The sequence below is a fragment of the Bordetella genomosp. 11 genome (assembly GCF_002261215.1).
GTDB lineage: Bacteria > Pseudomonadota > Gammaproteobacteria > Burkholderiales > Burkholderiaceae_B > Bordetella_C.
Map to the genome: position 1 here is coordinate 3,248,205 of NZ_NEVS01000004.1, position 17,372 is coordinate 3,265,576.

At 67.3% G+C, this 17,372-nt stretch carries 13 protein-coding genes; 9 read left to right on the forward strand and 4 right to left on the reverse strand.

Annotated elements, in window-relative coordinates; genetic code table 11:
• Positions 1-12: 12 nt before the first annotated feature.
• Entirely contained in the window at positions 13-1,140 is a 1,128-nt protein-coding gene (locus CAL28_RS22240) for a CaiB/BaiF CoA transferase family protein (protein WP_094843358.1), read from the forward strand.
• Here CAL28_RS22240 and lolA read toward each other — a convergent pair whose 3' ends face one another.
• Positions 1,141-1,782, reverse strand: a complete 642-nt coding sequence (gene lolA / locus CAL28_RS22245) for an outer membrane lipoprotein chaperone LolA (protein WP_440588445.1) — start codon at positions 1,780-1,782, stop codon at positions 1,141-1,143. It abuts the gene before it with no gap.
• Positions 1,782-4,148, reverse strand: coding sequence for a DNA translocase FtsK (locus CAL28_RS22250; protein WP_094843360.1), 2,367 nt, complete (start codon positions 4,146-4,148; stop codon positions 1,782-1,784). The genes lolA and CAL28_RS22250 overlap by 1 nt, the downstream gene beginning before the upstream one ends.
• A gap of 43 nt (positions 4,149-4,191) precedes the next feature.
• On the opposite strand from CAL28_RS22250, the gene trxB reads away from it, so the two are divergent.
• Both trxB and CAL28_RS22260 read left to right on the forward strand, forming a co-directional pair.
• Positions 4,192-5,151, forward strand: a complete 960-nt coding sequence (trxB, locus tag CAL28_RS22255; protein ID WP_094843361.1) for a thioredoxin-disulfide reductase — start codon at positions 4,192-4,194, stop codon at positions 5,149-5,151.
• Positions 5,138-5,845 (forward strand): Smr/MutS family protein, encoded by a 708-nt coding sequence (locus CAL28_RS22260; protein WP_094843362.1) that lies wholly within the window; start codon positions 5,138-5,140, stop codon positions 5,843-5,845. Before trxB ends, CAL28_RS22260 begins: the two co-directional genes overlap by 14 nt.
• Before the next feature lie 39 nt (positions 5,846-5,884).
• On the opposite strand, the gene CAL28_RS22265 is transcribed toward CAL28_RS22260, so the two are convergent.
• Both CAL28_RS22265 and CAL28_RS22270 read right to left on the reverse strand, forming a co-directional pair.
• Positions 5,885-8,077: a sodium:solute symporter family protein gene (locus CAL28_RS22265; RefSeq protein WP_094843363.1), complete on the reverse strand. Its 2,193-nt coding sequence runs from the start codon at positions 8,075-8,077 to the stop codon at positions 5,885-5,887.
• A gap of 27 nt (positions 8,078-8,104) precedes the next feature.
• Complete coding sequence (locus tag CAL28_RS22270) at positions 8,105-8,383, reverse strand: DUF4212 domain-containing protein (RefSeq protein ID WP_094843364.1); 279 nt, start codon at positions 8,381-8,383, stop codon at positions 8,105-8,107.
• Between the two features lie 521 nt (positions 8,384-8,904).
• Here CAL28_RS22270 and kdpF point away from each other — a divergent pair.
• The 6 genes from kdpF (at position 8,905) to kdpE (ending at position 17,305) form a co-directional block, all read left to right on the forward strand.
• Positions 8,905-8,994 (forward strand): K(+)-transporting ATPase subunit F, encoded by a 90-nt coding sequence (gene kdpF, locus CAL28_RS22275; RefSeq protein ID WP_066353881.1) that lies wholly within the window; start codon positions 8,905-8,907, stop codon positions 8,992-8,994.
• Positions 8,994-10,790, forward strand: coding sequence for a potassium-transporting ATPase subunit KdpA (gene kdpA / locus CAL28_RS22280; RefSeq protein ID WP_094843365.1), 1,797 nt, complete (start codon positions 8,994-8,996; stop codon positions 10,788-10,790). Before kdpF ends, kdpA begins: the two co-directional genes overlap by 1 nt.
• A gap of 18 nt (positions 10,791-10,808) precedes the next feature.
• Complete coding sequence (gene kdpB, locus CAL28_RS22285) at positions 10,809-12,974, forward strand: potassium-transporting ATPase subunit KdpB (RefSeq protein ID WP_094843366.1); 2,166 nt, start codon at positions 10,809-10,811, stop codon at positions 12,972-12,974.
• Between the two features lie 36 nt (positions 12,975-13,010).
• Positions 13,011-13,613: a potassium-transporting ATPase subunit KdpC gene (kdpC, locus tag CAL28_RS22290; protein ID WP_176464163.1), complete on the forward strand. Its 603-nt coding sequence runs from the start codon at positions 13,011-13,013 to the stop codon at positions 13,611-13,613.
• Between the two features lie 67 nt (positions 13,614-13,680).
• Complete coding sequence (locus CAL28_RS22295; protein WP_094844790.1) at positions 13,681-16,602, forward strand: sensor histidine kinase; 2,922 nt, start codon at positions 13,681-13,683, stop codon at positions 16,600-16,602.
• A 10-nt stretch (positions 16,603-16,612) separates the two neighbouring features.
• A complete protein-coding gene (kdpE, locus tag CAL28_RS22300) occupies positions 16,613-17,305 on the forward strand; it encodes a two-component system response regulator KdpE (protein WP_094843368.1) in 693 nt (230 codons plus the stop codon).
• Positions 17,306-17,372: the final 67 nt, after the last annotated feature.

Consider the following 17,372-nt stretch of genomic DNA (forward strand, 5'->3'; position numbering starts at 1 on the left):
CGGAGCAGCCTCATGGCCTTTACCCCCGACACCGGCGCGCTGGCCGGCATCCGTGTACTCGATATCTCGCGCATCCTGGGCGGCCCGTACTGCGGCCAGATACTCGGCGACCATGGCGCCGACGTGCTGAAGATCGAGCCGCCGCAAGGCGACGATACGCGCACCTGGGGACCGCCGTTCAAGGACGGCGTGGCTTCCTACTACATGGGGCTGAACCGCAACAAGCGCGTGCAGCACCTGGACCTGTCCCGCCCCGCCGGCCGCGAGCGCCTGCTGGAGCTGCTGGAACATACCGATGTGCTGGTAGAGAACTTCAAGACCGGCACCATGGAACGCTGGGGCATGGGCTATGACGTGCTATCGCGCCGCTTCCCGCGGCTGATCTGGTGCCGCGTTTCCGGCTTCGGCGCCGATGGGCCGCTCGGCGGCCTGGCGGGCTACGACGCGGCGGTACAGGCCATGAGCGGCATCATGAGCGTGAACGGCGAGGCCGGCGGCGAACCGTTGCGGGTGGGCCTGCCGGTGGTCGACATGGTGACCGGGTTGAACGCCGTCATCGGCGTGCTGCTGGCCCTGCAGGAACGCCACCGCAGCGGCAAGGGGCAGTTCGTCGAGGCAACGCTGTACGACAGCGGGCTGTCGCTGCTGCATCCCCATGCGGCGAACTGGTTCATGGATGGGCGCAAGCCGCGCCGGACCGGCAACGCGCATCCGAACATCTATCCCTACGATACCTTCCAGACCGCCACGGAGCCGCTGTTCCTGGCCATCGGCAACGACCGGCAGTTCGGCACGCTGTGCGAAGTACTGGGCTGCCCGGCGCTGGCCGCGGACGAGCGCTTCGCCACGCCGGGGGGAAGATCGACGCATCGCGCCGAACTGAAGACGCTGCTGGAATCGGCGCTGTCCGCCTTCGATGCCGCCAGCCTGGTGGACCGGCTGATGACGGCCAACGTACCGGCCGCGCCCGTGCTGGACATGGATGCCGCGCTTAACCATCCGCATACCGCGCACCGCGGCATGGTCGTGGGCATCGGCGACGATTACCGGGGCCTGGGCGCGCCGGTCAAACTGAGCCGCACGCCGGCCAGCTATCGCCATGCCCCGCTGACGCCGGGCACGGACTTCGATCCGGACTGATCACATATTGACCACGTCCACGCCCTTGGGCGGCGTGAACTGGAAATCCTGCGCGCTGATGTGGGGATTGGGCACGATATTCGAGAGGTCGACGCGCGTGGTCTGGCCGAAGGCATCCAGCAGCTCGATACGTACCGGCTGGTTGTCCTTGAAACCGATATCGACGCGGGAGAAACCCGCGTCCGTCGTGCGCGGCTTGGCGCGCAGCCACTCCAGTCCATCCCGGGCCGGCAGGGCCGACACATCGAAGGACTGCTCCAAGGACCCGGACCCGAACAGAATGGCCGCCGGCGATGTGCCGATGGCCTGGTCCACCTTGCGCACCGTCACCTGGGCCAGGTCTGGATCGTACTGATAGACCTGCTTGCCGTCGGCGATGATCAGCTGTTCGTAGGGCTTCTGCACGGACCATTTGAACTTGCCGGGCCGCTGGAACGAGAACGTGCCGCTTTGCGGCGGACGCGGCTGCGACTGCTGCCCGCCCGTGGTCGCCTGGGTAAAAGACCCGGTGGCCGCCGTGACGGACGATACGAAAGCGTGCAGTTGTTCCTGCGCGGTCGCCGCGGCATGGGCCGGCAGGCAGATACACAGGGACAGGGCCGCGGCCGACGCCAGGCCGGCCAGACGACGTGATAGTTGGATCATGCTTCCTCCCGCGCGGACGCCGGGACCAGGATTTCGCGGTTGCCGTTGGACTGCATGGCGGAGACCATGCCGGCCTGCTCCATTTGTTCCAGCAGGCGCGCCGCGCGGTTATAGCCGATGCGCAGATGCCGCTGCACGAGGGAAATCGAGGCGCGGCGATGCTTGAGCACCACCTCGCAGGCCTGGTCGTACATCGGGTCGGACTCGCTGTCCGTGAACCCGGTGACACTGCCCACGCCGTCGCCCGTTTCGCCTTCGACGCCGCCTTCCAGCAAGCCTTCGACGTAGTTCGGTTCGCCCTGCGCCTTCAGGTGTTCGACCACGCGATGGACTTCGTCGTCGGACACGAAGGCGCCGTGCACGCGCACCGGCAGCCCGCTGCCCGACGGCATGTACAACATATCGCCCTGCCCGAGCAGTGTCTCGGCGCCCATTTGATCCAGGATCGTGCGCGAGTCGATCTTGGACGATACCTGGAAGGCGATGCGGGTCGGGATGTTGGCCTTGATCAGGCCCGTGATGACGTCCACGCTGGGACGCTGCGTGGCCAGGATCAGGTGGATGCCGGCCGCGCGCGCCTTCTGCGCCAGGCGGGCGATGAGCTCTTCGATCTTCTTGCCCACGACCATCATCAGGTCGGCCAGTTCGTCGATCACCACGACGATGGTGGGCAAGGGTTGCAGCGGTTCAGGCTGGTCCGGCGTCAGCGAGAACGGATTGGGGATGGGCTCTTCGCGCTTGATGGCGTCGCGGATCTTGGTATTGAAGCCGGCCAGGTTGCGCACGCCCATTTTGCTCATGAGGCGATAGCGCTTTTCCATTTCGGCCACGCACCAGTTCAGCGCGTTGGCCGCATGTCGCATGTCGGTGACCACGGGGGCCAGCAGGTGCGGAATGCCTTCGTAGACGCTCATTTCGAGCATCTTCGGGTCGATCAGGATGAGCCGGGTCTGGGCCGCGTCGGCCTTGTACAGCAGCGACAGGATCATCGCGTTGATCCCCACCGACTTGCCCGAACCGGTGGTACCGGCCACCAGCAAGTGAGGCATCTTGGCCAGGTCGGCGACGACCGGGTTGCCGGCGATGTCCTTGCCCAGGGCCATCGTGACGGTGGAGGCGCTGGCGTGGTAGGTCTGCGAGCCCAGGATTTCCGACAGCTTGACCATCTGGCGGCGCGGATTGGGCAATTCCAGCCCCATCAGGTTCTTGCCGGGGATGGTCTCGACCACGCGGATGCTGACCAGGCTGAGCGCGCGCGCCAGGTCCTTGGCCAGGTTCACCACCTGGCTGCCCTTGACGCCGGTGGCGGGCTCGATTTCGTAGCGCGTGATCACCGGCCCGGCCTGCGCCGCGACGACGGTAACGGTGACCCCGAAATCGGCAAGCTTTTTCTCGATCAGCCGCGAGGTGAATTCGATGGTTTCCGCCGACACGGTTTCCTGCATCACGGGCGGCGGGTCGAGCAGGCTGATGGTGGGCAGGTCGCCCTCGCCGTCCGGCGGCGAGAACAGCGTCTGCTGTTTCTCACGTTGCACCCGGTCCGACTTGGGCACCACGGTAATCGCCGGTTCGATGCGCACGGGCTGTTCGTGCACCAGTTTTTCCTGCTTGGCGACCACCTGTTCGGTGCGCGCGGCCTGCGCCACCTCGCCCAGCTTGCGGTCCTGGCGCGCGTCCACGGTGGCGCGCGCGCGCCGCATCAGGCCTTCGATGAAGCCCCCGACGCGCTCGGCGATGGCCAGCCAGGAGAAGGAAAAGAACAGGCTCAGCCCGGTGGCAACCAGTACCAGGAACACCAGCGTGCCGCCGGTAAAGCCGATGGCGCTGGACAGCTGCTGCGCCAGCGTATGCCCGATGACGCCGCCCGCGCCGCTGCCGCCGTCCGCGCTTCCCGGCAGATGCGTCCCCAAGGTATACAGGCGCAGCGCTTCCAGGCCCATGGAGCCGAGCAGCAGCATGCCGAAGCCCACGCCCTGCTCCCAGCGCACCCGGGGCAGGGGTTCGAGATTGCCGCCCGGGGCGCGCAGATGGCCGGCCAGCCGCCGGTAGCCCGCCCGCACGCGGTGCAGCAGCAGGACGACCCACCACCATGCGGAAAATCCGAACAAATAGAGCAGGATATCGGCCAGGTAGGCACCCAGGGTGCCGCCCTTGTTGTGGACCACGCCTGCAGGCACGGAATGCGACCAGCCGGGATCGGCGGAACTCCATGTCGCCAGCACCAGCGTCAGCCACGCGGCCATGGCGGCGAAAAGTATCCACCGGGCTTCGCGCAGCAAAGAGGAAATTCGGATCTGCAACGGCGACGGGCCATTGCGCGTGTTGCGCGAAGCGCGCGGGGAAGCGGTTGAAATACGCGGCATAGGCCTCATTATAATTGGGCATTCACTTTGCCTAGCGTGCCCGATGACTACTCCCAAACATGCCCAACTGCTGATCCTCGGCTCCGGTCCGGCCGGCTACACCGCCGCGGTCTATGCCGCGCGCGCCAACCTGAAGCCGGTGCTGGTCACCGGGCTGGCGCAGGGGGGGCAACTGATGACGACGACCGAAGTCGACAATTGGCCCGCCGACGCGCAAGGCGTGCAAGGTCCGGAACTGATGCAGCGTTTCCAGCAGCACGCCGAACGTTTTAACACCGAAATCGTGTTCGACCACATCGCGAACGTGGATTTGACGCAACGGCCGTTTACATTGACCGGCGACACGGGCAACGTCTACACCTGCGACGCGCTGATCATCGCCACGGGCGCGTCGGCCAAGTATCTGGGGCTGCCCACCGAGCAGGCCTTCATGGGCCGCGGCGTATCCGGCTGCGCCACCTGCGACGGGTTCTTCTACAAGAACCAGGACGTGGTGGTGGTGGGCGGGGGCAATACCGCCGTCGAAGAAGCGCTCTACCTGTCGAATATCTGCCGTACCGTCACCCTGATCCACCGCCGCGACAAATTCCGCGCCGAACCGATCCTGGTCGACCGCATGATGGAAAAGGTCCACAACGGCAACATGAAGCTGAAGCTCTTCTCCGAGCTGGAAGAGGTGCTGGGCGACGACAGCGGCGTGACCGGCGTGCGCATCCGCGACACGAAGACCGGCCAGACCTCGGACCTGGCCGCCACCGGCGCCTTCATCGCCATCGGCCATCATCCGAACACGGACATCTTCCAGGGCAAGCTGGACATGAAGGACGGTTACATCATCACCAAGAGCGGGTTGTCCGGCATGGCGACGATGACGTCCGTGCCTGGCGTTTTCGCCGCCGGGGACGTCCAGGATCACGTATATCGCCAGGCGATCACCAGCGCGGCCACCGGCTGCATGGCGGCCCTGGACGCGCAGCGGTGGCTGGAGAATGCGGGGCAGTAAGGCCGGTTTCGGCGATCTGAAGCGCCTGCACCAGCAGGCGCAGGCACGACGCCGCGACCAGGAAGCCACCGAGACCGCCGCGCGCGAAGCGCAAGCCCGCAAGGCGGCCGCCGGCCCGGCGCGCCCCGCGCCACCCTCCAATCCAGAGGACGACCTGCGGGCATTCCAGCGCGCCATGGGGGCTGTCACGCCCCTGCGCGCGGACGAACGCGTCGTCCACACCCAGCGGCGGGATCCCGACGATATTCCGACCCAGCGGCGGGCCGCCGCGCTGGGGGAAACCGCCCGGCGCGCGGACGCAGGCATCTCCGACGGTGGCGTCGCGCAGTTGCTGTCCGAGAACGGCACCGCCTACGTGCGGGCGGATGCCGCGCCGGATACCGCCCGCAGGCTGCGGCGCGGCGAATGGCAGGCCGGCGCCGAACTGGACCTGCATGGCCTGCGCGTCGAGCAGGCGCGCCACGCCGTGCTCTCGTTCATCGACGAATGCCTGGAATACGGCATACGGTGCGTCCGGGTCGTACACGGCAAGGGCTATGGATCCGAAGGACTCAACCCCGTGCTGAAGGATAAGGCGCGATCCTGGCTGGTGCAGAAACCCGACGTCATCGCGTTTTCGGAAGCGCCCGAGCGCGAAGGCGGATCGGGCGCGCTGCTGGTGTTGCTGCGGCAGCAGGAAGAAGCGCGCCGCTAGCGCCCCCCCCCGCGCCCAGACGGCGCGGCGGACGATGCGTCACCGGGCCGATGGCCCCGAAGCGCCCGGCGCATCGAGCGCCGCGGCCGGCCTGGGATCGCGTATGTAGTCGACGAGCGCCTCGGTGGCCGGATCCGGCCTCGGCGTCAGCAACGATACGATCAGGATAGTCAGGAACGCGGCGGGCGCGCCGAATATTCCCGCCGCCACGGGCTGTATCCCCCACCACAGGGCCAGGGGCTGGGTGGGCGGTATACCGAACACCAATTCGCGCAGCCAGGGATGGCTATGCGCCATGTAGCCGAAGGTCACTGCCAGGCCCACCGCCATGCCCGCCGTCGCTCCCCATTTGTTGGCGCGCTTCCAGAATATCCCCATGACCAGTGCCGGGAAGAACGACGAAGCCGCCACCGAGAACGCGGCGGACACCATGATCAGGATGTCCGCCGGCCGCCGGGCCGCCACCCAGGCCGCCGCGAAAGCCACCACCAGCAGTAGCGTCTTGGACACCATGACGCGCCGCGCCGCCGGCATCCGCGGCGACACCACGCGATAGAGCATGTCGTGCGACAAGGCATTGGACAGCGTCAGCAGCAGGCCGTCGGCCGTGGACAGGGCCGCCGCCAGTCCGCCCGCCGCCACCAGGCCGGACACGACATAGGGCAGGCCGCCGATCTCCGGTAGGGCCAGCACCACCACGTCCGCTCCCATATGGATTTCGCCCAGCTGCACGATCCCGTCGCCGTTCACGTCGACGACATCGACCAGCGAAGGACTGATCGCGCTCCATGCCGCGACCCAGTCCGGCAGCGCGCTGTAGCGCGCGCCGACCAGATGCGTATAGATCACGTATTTGACCAGTATCGCCAGCGTGGGCGCCAACAGGTAAAGCAGCAGGATGAACAACAGGGTCCAGCACACCGAGCGCCGCGCGGCGCCCACCGACGGGGTGGTGTACGAGCGCATCAGAATATGCGGCAGGCCGGCGGTACCCAGCATCAGGCACAACACCAGCGCCAGGAAATTCGCCCGCTGGGATCCCTGGCCCTGCGCCTCCCGGCCCGCATCGATGGGGACCGGGGCGGCCGCTGAAGGGGAATCGGCCGGCGCCGCCGTGCCATAGGGGCTGCCGTTGCCGGCAACCGCGGGATATGGCGTGGCCGCCGGCACCGGCGGCTGGGCCCGGGCGCGGAATTCCTGCCGGTCCCGATACCAGCGCGTGCGCGCCTCTTCCACCGTCGACGGATAGGCGTCGAGCTCGCGCTCCACGGAGCGGATCTCCAGCATGGGGGCATCCGCGGCGTTCAACTGGGCCAGGCGGTCGCGCAGGCGGGCTTTCTCGGCGACCCAGGATCCCGGCAGGGTACGCAGCAATCCGTCCAGCCGATCCGCCCGCGCCTGCCATTCGCGCCGTACCGCGCGTTCGGCGTCGTCGTCCAGCAGGCGGCTTTCCTGGCGCGCCACCTGCTCCAGCGCGACGCCGGCGGAGATCTGCGGAACCGCCATGCCGGTGAACTTGATCGACAGCCAGATCACCGGCACCACGTAGGCGATGATCAGGATGATGAACTGGCCCACCTGGGTCCAGGTTACCGCCCGCATGCCGCCGAGGAAGGAGCACACCAGCATCCCGCCCAGTGCCAGGAAAATACCCAGTTCGAAGGAAATCCCCGTCATGCGGGTCGTAATGATCCCGACGCCGTAGATCTGCGCGACCAGATAGGTGAAGGAGCACAGTACGGCGCAGGCCACGCCGGCCAGGCGCGGAAGATTGCCGCCATATCGCGCGCCCAGGAAATCCGGCAGGGTGTACTGGCCGAACTTGCGCAGATACGGCGCCAGCAGCAGCGCGACCAGGACGTAGCCGCCCGTCCAGCCCATCACGTAGGCCAGGCCCGCGTAGCCGCTGGCGTACAGGGTTCCCGCGACGCCGATGAAAGACGCCACCGACATCCAGTCCGCGGCCGTCGCCATGCCGTTGTAGAACGCGGGCACGCGCCGGCCGGCGACATAGTATTCGGCGGGATCCGAGGTGCGGCAGACGATGCCGATGCCGGCATACAGGCTGAACGTCACCAGAAGGAAGATATAGCCGATCCAGTTGCGCGGCATGCCCAGGACTTCCAGCAGCGCGAGCACCAGGATGAGCAGGCCGAAACCCGCCGCGTACAGCACGTACACGCGGCGCAGCCGCAGGTTCAGTTCGCTGGCGGATTTTCCGGAAAACGGCATCAATGCCCCCGGCAGCCGCGCCGCGGCTCAGTCTTCCGGGCCATTCATGATCCGTGCATAGGCGACGATGATCAGCAGGTAGGCCAGGGGCGCGCCGTAGGCGGCCATCCAATACGCGAAAGGCCAGCCCAGGAAAGAAAACAGCAGGTCGCGGGCGAAATAGACGGGAAGGAAGGTCAGCGCGGCCCAAAGCACCAGCAATACAAGGATGAGCCTGACGTTGCGTCCCCACAATGGGGCGCGATCGGACGCCGCGGCGATATCGCGGCCGGCGTCGAAGCTTTGCGGAGTAGGCTTATGCGCCATGGCAGGGCCTTCACGGATGCCGCCGCCCGCGTGGATAAGCGCGTTTGCCGGCCCAGAATGCGACAACGGCTGGCACTGCCTGGTGCCAGCCGTTGTGCGTTTGCTCTTCTAGATACAGCTTTTGGTTATGTACCGGTGCCGCCGGTCTTGCCCTCTAGGGGCATTTGTCTCCTCACCTGCATGGAACGGGATTCTGCACCATCTACGGGATTGAAACACTAGGGGTATGCCCTAGGACGGCGCATAAACCCATCTGAGGCTAGCACCACAATGGTGCGTTGACCCGTTTTTATATCTCGTTTACACGCGGCGGCTGAACCTTTATCCCGTTTTTACGGCGTCCTCCCTAACCTGCCGGTGTCCGCTCGCGCCCTGCCCCGCAGGCGCGCGGGCCATACCCATACGGGCCCTTATCCCGGAGAAAACATGGACACCATTTTCCTCGCCTCGTTTGCCGTCATCGCCGCGCTGACACTGGCGCTGGTCGAGTTCTGCGACGCCCTGCAAAAGGGAGACAAGCCATGAGCTGGCTCTACCTGATCAGCGGCGCGCTGGCGCTGTTCCTATTCGTCTATCTGCTTATCGCCCTGTTCAAGCCGGAGAAATTCTGATGAACGCCCGCTATCTGGGCCTGCTGGCTTTTTTCCTGGCAGTGCTGCTTTTACTGGCGCCCTGGGTGGGGCGCTATATCCATGACGTCATGGAAAACCGGAGCTCGCGATGGTCCGCCTGGGGGCGGCCGTTCGAGCGGCTTATCTACAAGGCCGCTGGCATCGATCCCGCTGCCGAAATGGGATGGAAACGCTATGCCGTCGCGGTGCTGGTATTCAGCGTGGTGGGCTTTATCGCCGCCTATGCGCTGCAGCGTGCGCAAGGCTGGCTGCCCCTGAACCCCGCCAATATGGGCGCCGTGTCGCCGGATTCCTCGCTTAACACCGCCATCAGTTTCGTAACCAACACGAACTGGCAGGGCTATGCCGGCGAGGGCACGATGAGCTACCTGACGCAGATGCTGGCGCTGACGGTGCAGAACTTTCTGTCCGCGGCCACCGGTATTGCCGTGGTGCTCGCGTTGATACGCGGTTTCGCGCGCAATAGCGCGCATACCGTGGGCAACTTCTGGGTCGATATGGTGCGCGGCACGCTTTACGTGCTGCTGCCGATGTCGTTCATCCTGGCCATCGTATTGGTCGGCCAGGGCGTCATCCAGACGTTCAGCCCCTACCAGGAAGCCCGGCTGCTGGAGCCCGTGGCCTACTCGGCGCCCGTTGTGGACGCCGGCGGCCAGCCGGTGCTCGACGCGAAAGGCCAGCCGGAAACGCAAGCGGCCACCGCCAGCACCCAGACCATCGCCATGGGTCCCGTGGCCTCGCAGGAAGCCATCAAGATGCTGGGCACCAATGGCGGCGGCTTCTTCAATGCGAACTCCGCGCATCCCTACGAGAATCCCACGCCGCTATCGAATTTCCTGCAAATGCTGGCGATGCTGCTCATTCCGGCCGCACTGTGCTTTACCTTCGGCAGGATGGTCGGCGACCGGCGGCAAGGCATCGCGGTCCTGGCGTCCATGGTGGTGCTGTTCATCGCCTTTGCGCTGACCACCGGCCATTACGAGTTCCAGCCCAACCCCATGCTGGCGCAGGCGGGCGTGGACAGCAGCACGACCGCGTCGTCGCCGGGCGGCAATATGGAAGGCAAGGAAGCGCGCTTCGGCATCGGTCCCACCGCCCTGTTCGCCACGGCCACCACGTCGGCATCGTGCGGCGCGGTGAACGGCATGCACGACTCCTTCACGGCGATGGGCGGGTTCTCGCCCATGCTGCTGATGCAGTTGAGCGAAGTGGTCTTCGGCGGCGTCGGCGCGGGTCTGTACAGCATGCTGGCCTTTGCCATCCTGGGGGTCTTCATCGCCGGCCTGATGATAGGCCGGACCCCGGAATACCTGGGCAAGAAGATCGAGGCCTATGAGATGAAGATGACTTCCATCGTCATCCTGGCCGCGCCGCTGCTGGTGCTGGCAGGCACCGCGCTCGCTGTCTCGATGGCGGCCGGCAAGGCGGGCGTGTTCAACCCCGGCACGCATGGCTTTTCGGAAATCCTGTACGCGTTCACATCGGCGGCGAACAACAACGGCAGCGCCTTCGCCGGCCTGTCCGCCAACACGCCGTACTACAACGGCATGCTCGGCATCGCGATGTGGTTCGGCCGCTTCGCGGTGATCGTTCCCATCCTGGCGATGGCCGGTTCGCTGGCGAAAAAGCATCGCATACCGGTGGGCCCCGGCACCATGCCGACCACCGGCGGGCTGTTCGTCATCCTTCTTATCGGTTCCGTCCTGCTGGTCGGCGCGCTGACCTATGTCCCCGCGCTGGCTCTGGGCCCCGTGGCGGAACATCTGCAACCCTGATCAGGCTGGAAACTCAACATGGCCAAGCATTCCAATGGCGACGCCCTGGCGGCCGTCGCGCCGCATTCCCCGTCGCACGAAGCGGCGGTTGCGCCGCAGCGCAATTTCCAGTTCTTCTCCCCTGCCCTGGTAGGGCCGGCGCTGATGGACAGCCTGCGCAAGCTCGCGCCGTCCGCCCAATTGAAGAACCCCGTCATGTTCGTCGTCTACATCGGCAGCATCCTGACCACTTTCCTGTGGATCATGGCGCTGCGCGGACAGGCCGAAGCGCCCGCGGGATTTATCTTTGGCGTGGCGGTGTGGCTGTGGTTCACCGTCCTGTTCGCCAACTTCGCCGAGGCGCTGGCCGAAGGCCGGGGCAAGCAGCAGGCCGCCGCGCTGCGCGGCCTGCGCACGACGATCACGGCGCGCGTCCTGCGCGATTTCCGCGACGCGGATGCGGCCGGCGCCATGCCCGGCGCCTATCGCGACCGCGGCGTATCGCGCAACTCCGGCGATCTGCGCAAGGGCGATGTGGTGCTGGTGGAAGCCGGGGAAATCATTCCCGGCGACGGTCTCATCATCGCCGGCGTGGCCTCGGTCGACGAAAGCGCCATCACCGGGGAGTCGGCGCCGGTGATCCGCGAATCCGGGGGTGACTTCTCGTCGGTCACGGGCGGGACGCGCGTGCTGTCGGACTGGCTGTTCGTACGCATCGCGGCCAACCCGGGCGAAAGCTTCCTCGACCGCATGATCTCCATGGTGGAAGGCGCCAAGCGCCAGAAGACGCCCAACGAGCTGGCGCTGACCATCCTTCTGGTCGGCCTGACGGTGGTGTTCCTGCTGGTCACCGTGACCCTGCTGCCGTTCTCGCTGTTCTCGGTCGAGGTTGCCAAGGCAGGCCAGGTGGTGACCGTAACGGCGCTGGTGGCCCTGCTGGTCTGCCTGATTCCGACCACCATCGGCGGGCTGCTGTCGGCCATCGGCGTGGCCGGCATGAGCCGCATGATGCAGGCCAATGTGCTGGCCATGTCGGGCCGCGCGGTGGAAGCGGCCGGCGATGTCGATGTACTGCTGCTGGACAAGACCGGCACCATCACCTTCGGCAATCGCCAGGCCGCCGCGCTGCTGCCCGCCCCCGGCGTCGCGCCGCGGGAACTGGCCGATGCCGCGCGCCTGGCATCGCTGGCGGACGAAACGCCGGAAGGACGCAGCATCGTGCTGCTGGCGGACAGGGCCCTGCATGCGCCGGCGCGCCCCGCGGCCGGCCTGGAGTTCGTGCCCTTCAGCGCGCATACCCGCATGAGCGGCGTCAACGAGGGCGCGCGGCAGATCCGCAAAGGCGCGGTCGACGCCATCCGTCAGTGGCTGGCCGAGCGGGGCGTGGCCATGGACCCCGCCGTGATCCGCGCCGCCGACGATGTCGCGCGGCGCGGCAGCACGCCGCTGGCCGTCGCCGACGGCGACCGCGTCATGGGCGTGGTCGAACTGAAGGACATCGTCAAGCCGGCCATCAAGGAACGCTTCGCCGAACTGCGCCGCATGGGCATCAAGACCGTCATGATCACCGGCGACAACAAGCTGACGGCGGCCTCCATCGCGGCGGAAGCCGGCGTCGACGACTACCTGGCCGAAGCCACCCCCGAAGCGAAACTGAAACTGATCCGCGCCTACCAGGGCGAGGGCCGGCTGGTCGCGATGACGGGCGACGGCACCAACGACGCGCCCGCGCTGGCCCAGGCCGACGTCGCCGTGGCCATGAATTCCGGGACGCAAGCGGCCAAGGAGGCGGGCAACATGGTGGACCTGGACTCCAATCCCACCAAGCTGATCGAAATCGTGGAAATCGGCAAACAGATGCTGATGACGCGGGGCGCCCTGACCACATTCAGCGTGGCCAACGATGTGGCCAAGTACTTCGCCATCATCCCCGCGGCCTTCGCCACGGTCTATCCGCAGCTTGGCGTGCTGAATGTCATGCACCTGGCCACGCCGGCGTCCGCGATCCTGTCCGCGGTCATCTTCAACGCGCTGATCATCGTGGTGCTGATCCCGCTGGCCCTGAAGGGCGTCAGGTACCGCGCCCTGGGCGCCGCCGTCCTCCTGCGGCGCAACCTGTTCATCTACGGCCTGGGCGGCCTGCTGGTGCCCTTCGTCGGCATCAAGCTGGTCGACATGGTGCTGGCCGCGCTGGGCTGGGTTTGACCCCCCGCGGCATACACAAGGAAATCGATCATGAATATGCAAGAAAAACCCGTTCCACAAGCCGGCCTGCTGCGGCCCGCGCTGGTGGTCTTCGCCATCCTCGCCATCGTCACGGGACTGGCCTATCCCTACGCCACCACCGGCGTGTCGCAGTTGCTGTTCCCGCGCGAAGCCAATGGCTCGCTGATCGAGCAGGACGGGCGCGTGCTGGGCTCGTCCCTCATCGGCCAGCAGTTCTCCTCGCCCAAATACTTCTGGGGACGCCTGTCCGCCACCGCCCCCATGCCGTACAACGCATCGGCATCCGGCGGTTCCAACCTCGGTCCGCGCAATCCGGCGCTGGCCGATGCCGCCAAGGCGCGCATCGAGGCCTTGCGCGCGGCCGATCCGGGCAACACCAAACCGATCCCGGTGGACCTGGTCAGCGCCTCGGGCAGCGGGCTGGATCCGGACATCGGTATCGCCGCGGCGGACTACCAGATCGAGCGCGTCGCCAGGGCGCGGAACCTGAGCACGCTGGAGGTCGCCAGGCGGGTCGAGGCGCATACGCGGCGACCCTTCTTCGGACTGCTGGGCGAACCGGTGGTCAATGTCCTGGCGCTGAACCTGGACCTGGACGGGATCAAGGCCAGCCGCTAGGCGGCAGCCCATACGGGACGGGGATCGCCACCGGCGTATAGTGGCGCTGTCCCACCACGACGACATCATGTCCAGCCCGAATCCGGAACGCCCCGATCCCGACGCATTGCTGCGGGACATCGACGGGGCGGCGCAGCGCGCCGCACGCGGCCGGCTGCGCCTGTACTTCGGCGCCTCGGCCGGCGTGGGCAAGACCTACGCCATGCTGGCGGCCGCGGCGGCCCGCCATGCGCTGGGTCACGACGTGCTGGCCGGTATCGTGGAAACCCACGGCCGGCGCGAAACCGCCGCCTTGCTGGACGGTATTCCGCAACTGCCGCGCGTGGACTACGCCTACCGCGGCCACGTGTTGCGCGAATTCGACCTGGATGGGGCGCTGGCGCGGCGGCCGGCGCTGGTGCTGGTCGACGAGCTGGCGCATTCCAATGCGCCGGGCGCGCGCCATGCCAAGCGCTGGCAGGACGTCGAGGAACTGCTGGCCGCCGGCATCGATGTCTGGAGCACCCTTAACGCGCAACACCTGGAAAGCCTGAACCAGGCCGTGGGCACCATCACCGGCATTCCCGTCTGGGAAACCGTGCCGGACCGCCTGTTCGACGCGGCGGACGAAGTGGTACTGGTGGACCTGCCTCCCGACGAACTGCTGCGGCGCCTGCGCGACGGCAAAGTCTACATGCCCGAACAGGCGCGCCATGCGGCCCGCAACTTCTTCCGCAAGGGCAACCTGATCGCGCTGCGCGAACTGGCGCTGCGGCGCATGGCCGAGCGGGTGGACGATGACGTCCAGGCGTACCGGCGCGACCGCGCCGTCGAAACCGTGTGGCGCACGCGCGAAGCCGTCGTGGCCTGCCTGGCGCCCGATGCCGAGGCGGAATACGTGGTACGCGCCGCGCATCGCCTGGCGCAGCAGCTGGATGGCGAACTCCATGTCGTCACCGTGGAGGCACCCGGCCTGATCGCCCCATCGGCGTCGCAGCGGCTGGCCCTGCAGGGCGCGCTGACGGTCGCGCGCGACCTGGACGCGCGCGTGGAAACGCTGGGCGGCGCCGATATGGTCCAGGCACTGGTTGCCTACGTTCGCCGGCACAACATCACCAAAGCCGTCATCGGCCGCACGCGCGCCGCGCGTGGCCGCGGCCTGGGCACGCGCTGGGGCGAATGGCTCGCCGTCCTGCTGTCGCCGGCGGGCCTGTGGCGGCGCCGCAGCTTCGCCGACCTGCTGGCCGCCGGCTGCCCGGAACTGGACGTCATCCGCCTGGCCGCGCCCTCGCAGCCCGCCGCGCCGCGGGCCACGGCGATGCGCCTGGGCGCGCCGCAGCCCGGGACACCGCAGCTCGCGCCGGCAGCCGCGGCGCCTGGCGCGCGCCTGCGCGGCTATGCCTGGTCGCTGGCGTACTGTGCCATCGCCACGGCGATATCGCTGGCGGCCTTTCCCGCCCTGCACCAGACCAATATCGCCATGTTCTACCTATTGGCCGTCATGGCGGTGGCACTGCGCCACGGCCGCGGCCCGGCCGCGCTGGCCTCGGTCGTCAGCGTGGCCGCGTTCGATTTCTTTTTCGTGCAGCCGACGCGCTCGTTCGCGGTGTCCGACGTCCAGTACCTGGTGACCTTCTTCGTGCTGCTGTCCGTGGGCCTGCTGATCGGCCAGCTGACGGCGGGGCTGCGCCTGCTGGCGCTGTCTTCGGCACGGCGCGAAAGCGTGGCGCGTGGCCTGTACGAATTCGCGCGCGAGCTCTCTTCGGCGCTGCTGGCCGAACAGATCGTTTCGGCGGCATCCTCCTACATCAACGCCGCTTTCGGCACACCGTGCGCGCTGCTTCTTCCCGGCGGCGACGACCGGCTGGGCCTGGCCAACGGCGAAACGCCGCTGCAAGTCGAAATGGCCCTGGCGCAATGGGTATCCGACCACGGGCAGCCGGCCGGCTGCGGCACCAACACCTTGTCCAGCAGCGCCCTGCTCTACCTGCCGCTGAAGGCCCCCATGCGCACCCGGGGCGTGCTGGTGCTCGAACCCCCCGGCGGGGCGGCATTCATGACGTCGGAGGACCGCCCCCATCTGGATGCCTACGCCACCCTTATCGCCATCGCCATCGAGCGGGTGCACTACGTGGAAGTCGCGCAGCAGGCACTGGTCAACATGGCCTCGGAAAAATTGCGCAGCTCGCTGCTATCGGCCATCTCGCACGACCTGCGCACCCCGCTGACCAGCCTGGTCGGCATGACCGACACGCTGATGCGGGACCCGGCCGCGCTGGCACCCGCGCAGCGCGAGATCGCATTGGCCATGCGGGAGCAGGCGCGCCGCATGCACGCCATGGTGGTCAATCTGCTGGACATGGCGCGGCTGCAGAACCGCGAGGTGGCGCTGCGCAAGGAATGGCAGTCCGTGGAAGAACTGGTCGGCGCCGCCATCGCCGAAATGCGCGAACCGCTGCGCCAGCACAAGGTCACGGTGGCGCCGCTGTCGGACCTTCCCCTGGTCGAATGCGACGGCGTACTGATACAGCGCGTATTGTGCAATCTGCTCGAAAACGCCAGCAAGTACACGCCCGCCGGCAGCCACGTGCATATCGACGCAATCGCGCGGGAAAGCGAAATCCGCGTCCGCGTCGCCGACGACGGCCCGGGCGTTCCCGCCGGCCAGGAAGCGGCCATCTTCGAGAAATTCGTGCGCGGCGAACGCGAATCCGCCACCCCTGGCGCCGGGCTGGGCCTTGCCGTCTGCCACGCCATCATGCAGGCGCACCAGGGCCGCATCTGGGTGGAAGCCGGCGATCCCCCTTATGGCGGCGCGCGCTTCGTCATACTGCTGCCGTTGGCCCAGGCGCCCGCGATCGCCGAGGAAAGCGCGCCCGATCGTGCCGACGCGCCTGTCGCGGCGCGCGCCGCCGCCGCTGCCCCGGAAGACACCGGCAGCGCCGGCACCCTGCACGCATGCACCGGCCACGCCGCGGGCAGCCGGGCGCCGGACGTCCATACCGGATAACAGGACTTGCATGTTCGACTTTCATCCCACCATCCTGCTGATCGAAGACGATTCCAACATCCGCCGCTTCGTGCGCACCGCACTGCAGGACGAGGGATGCACGGTCTTCGAAGCCGAGACCGTGCAACGCGGGCTGATCGAAGCCGGGACGCGGCAACCGGACCTGGTCATCCTGGACCTGGGACTGCCCGATGGCGACGGCATGACGCTGATGCGAGAACTGCGCACCTGGACCGAAGTGCCGGTGCTGGTGCTGTCCGCGCGCACCGCCGAAACCGACAAGATCGGCGCGCTGGATGCGGGCGCGGACGATTACCTCGTCAAACCCTTCGGCGTGGGCGAGCTGCTGGCGCGCCTGCGCGTCCTGCTGCGCCGGCACGCGCGCGGCGGCGCCGGAAACCAGGCGGAGATCGCCTTCGGCGACGTCCACGTGGACTTCTCGCGGCGTATCGTCCAGCGCGGCGGCCAGCACGTCCACCTGACCGGCATGGAATACCGCCTGCTTGCCGCGCTGATCGCCCATCGCGGCAAGGTCATGACCCACCGCGAACTGTTGCGCGAGGTATGGGGCCCCTCGCATGTGGAAAGCAATCACTACCTGCGCATCTATATGGGACACCTGCGGCAGAAGCTGGAAGCGGATCCGGCGCAACCGGTCTTTCTGCTGACCGAAGTCGGGGTGGGATACCGCTTCGCGGGTTGATGCCCGGCGGTCTTTATATTCCGCTTACGCGCGCGGAGCGTCTTTTGATCTGCCGTTTATGCGTTTC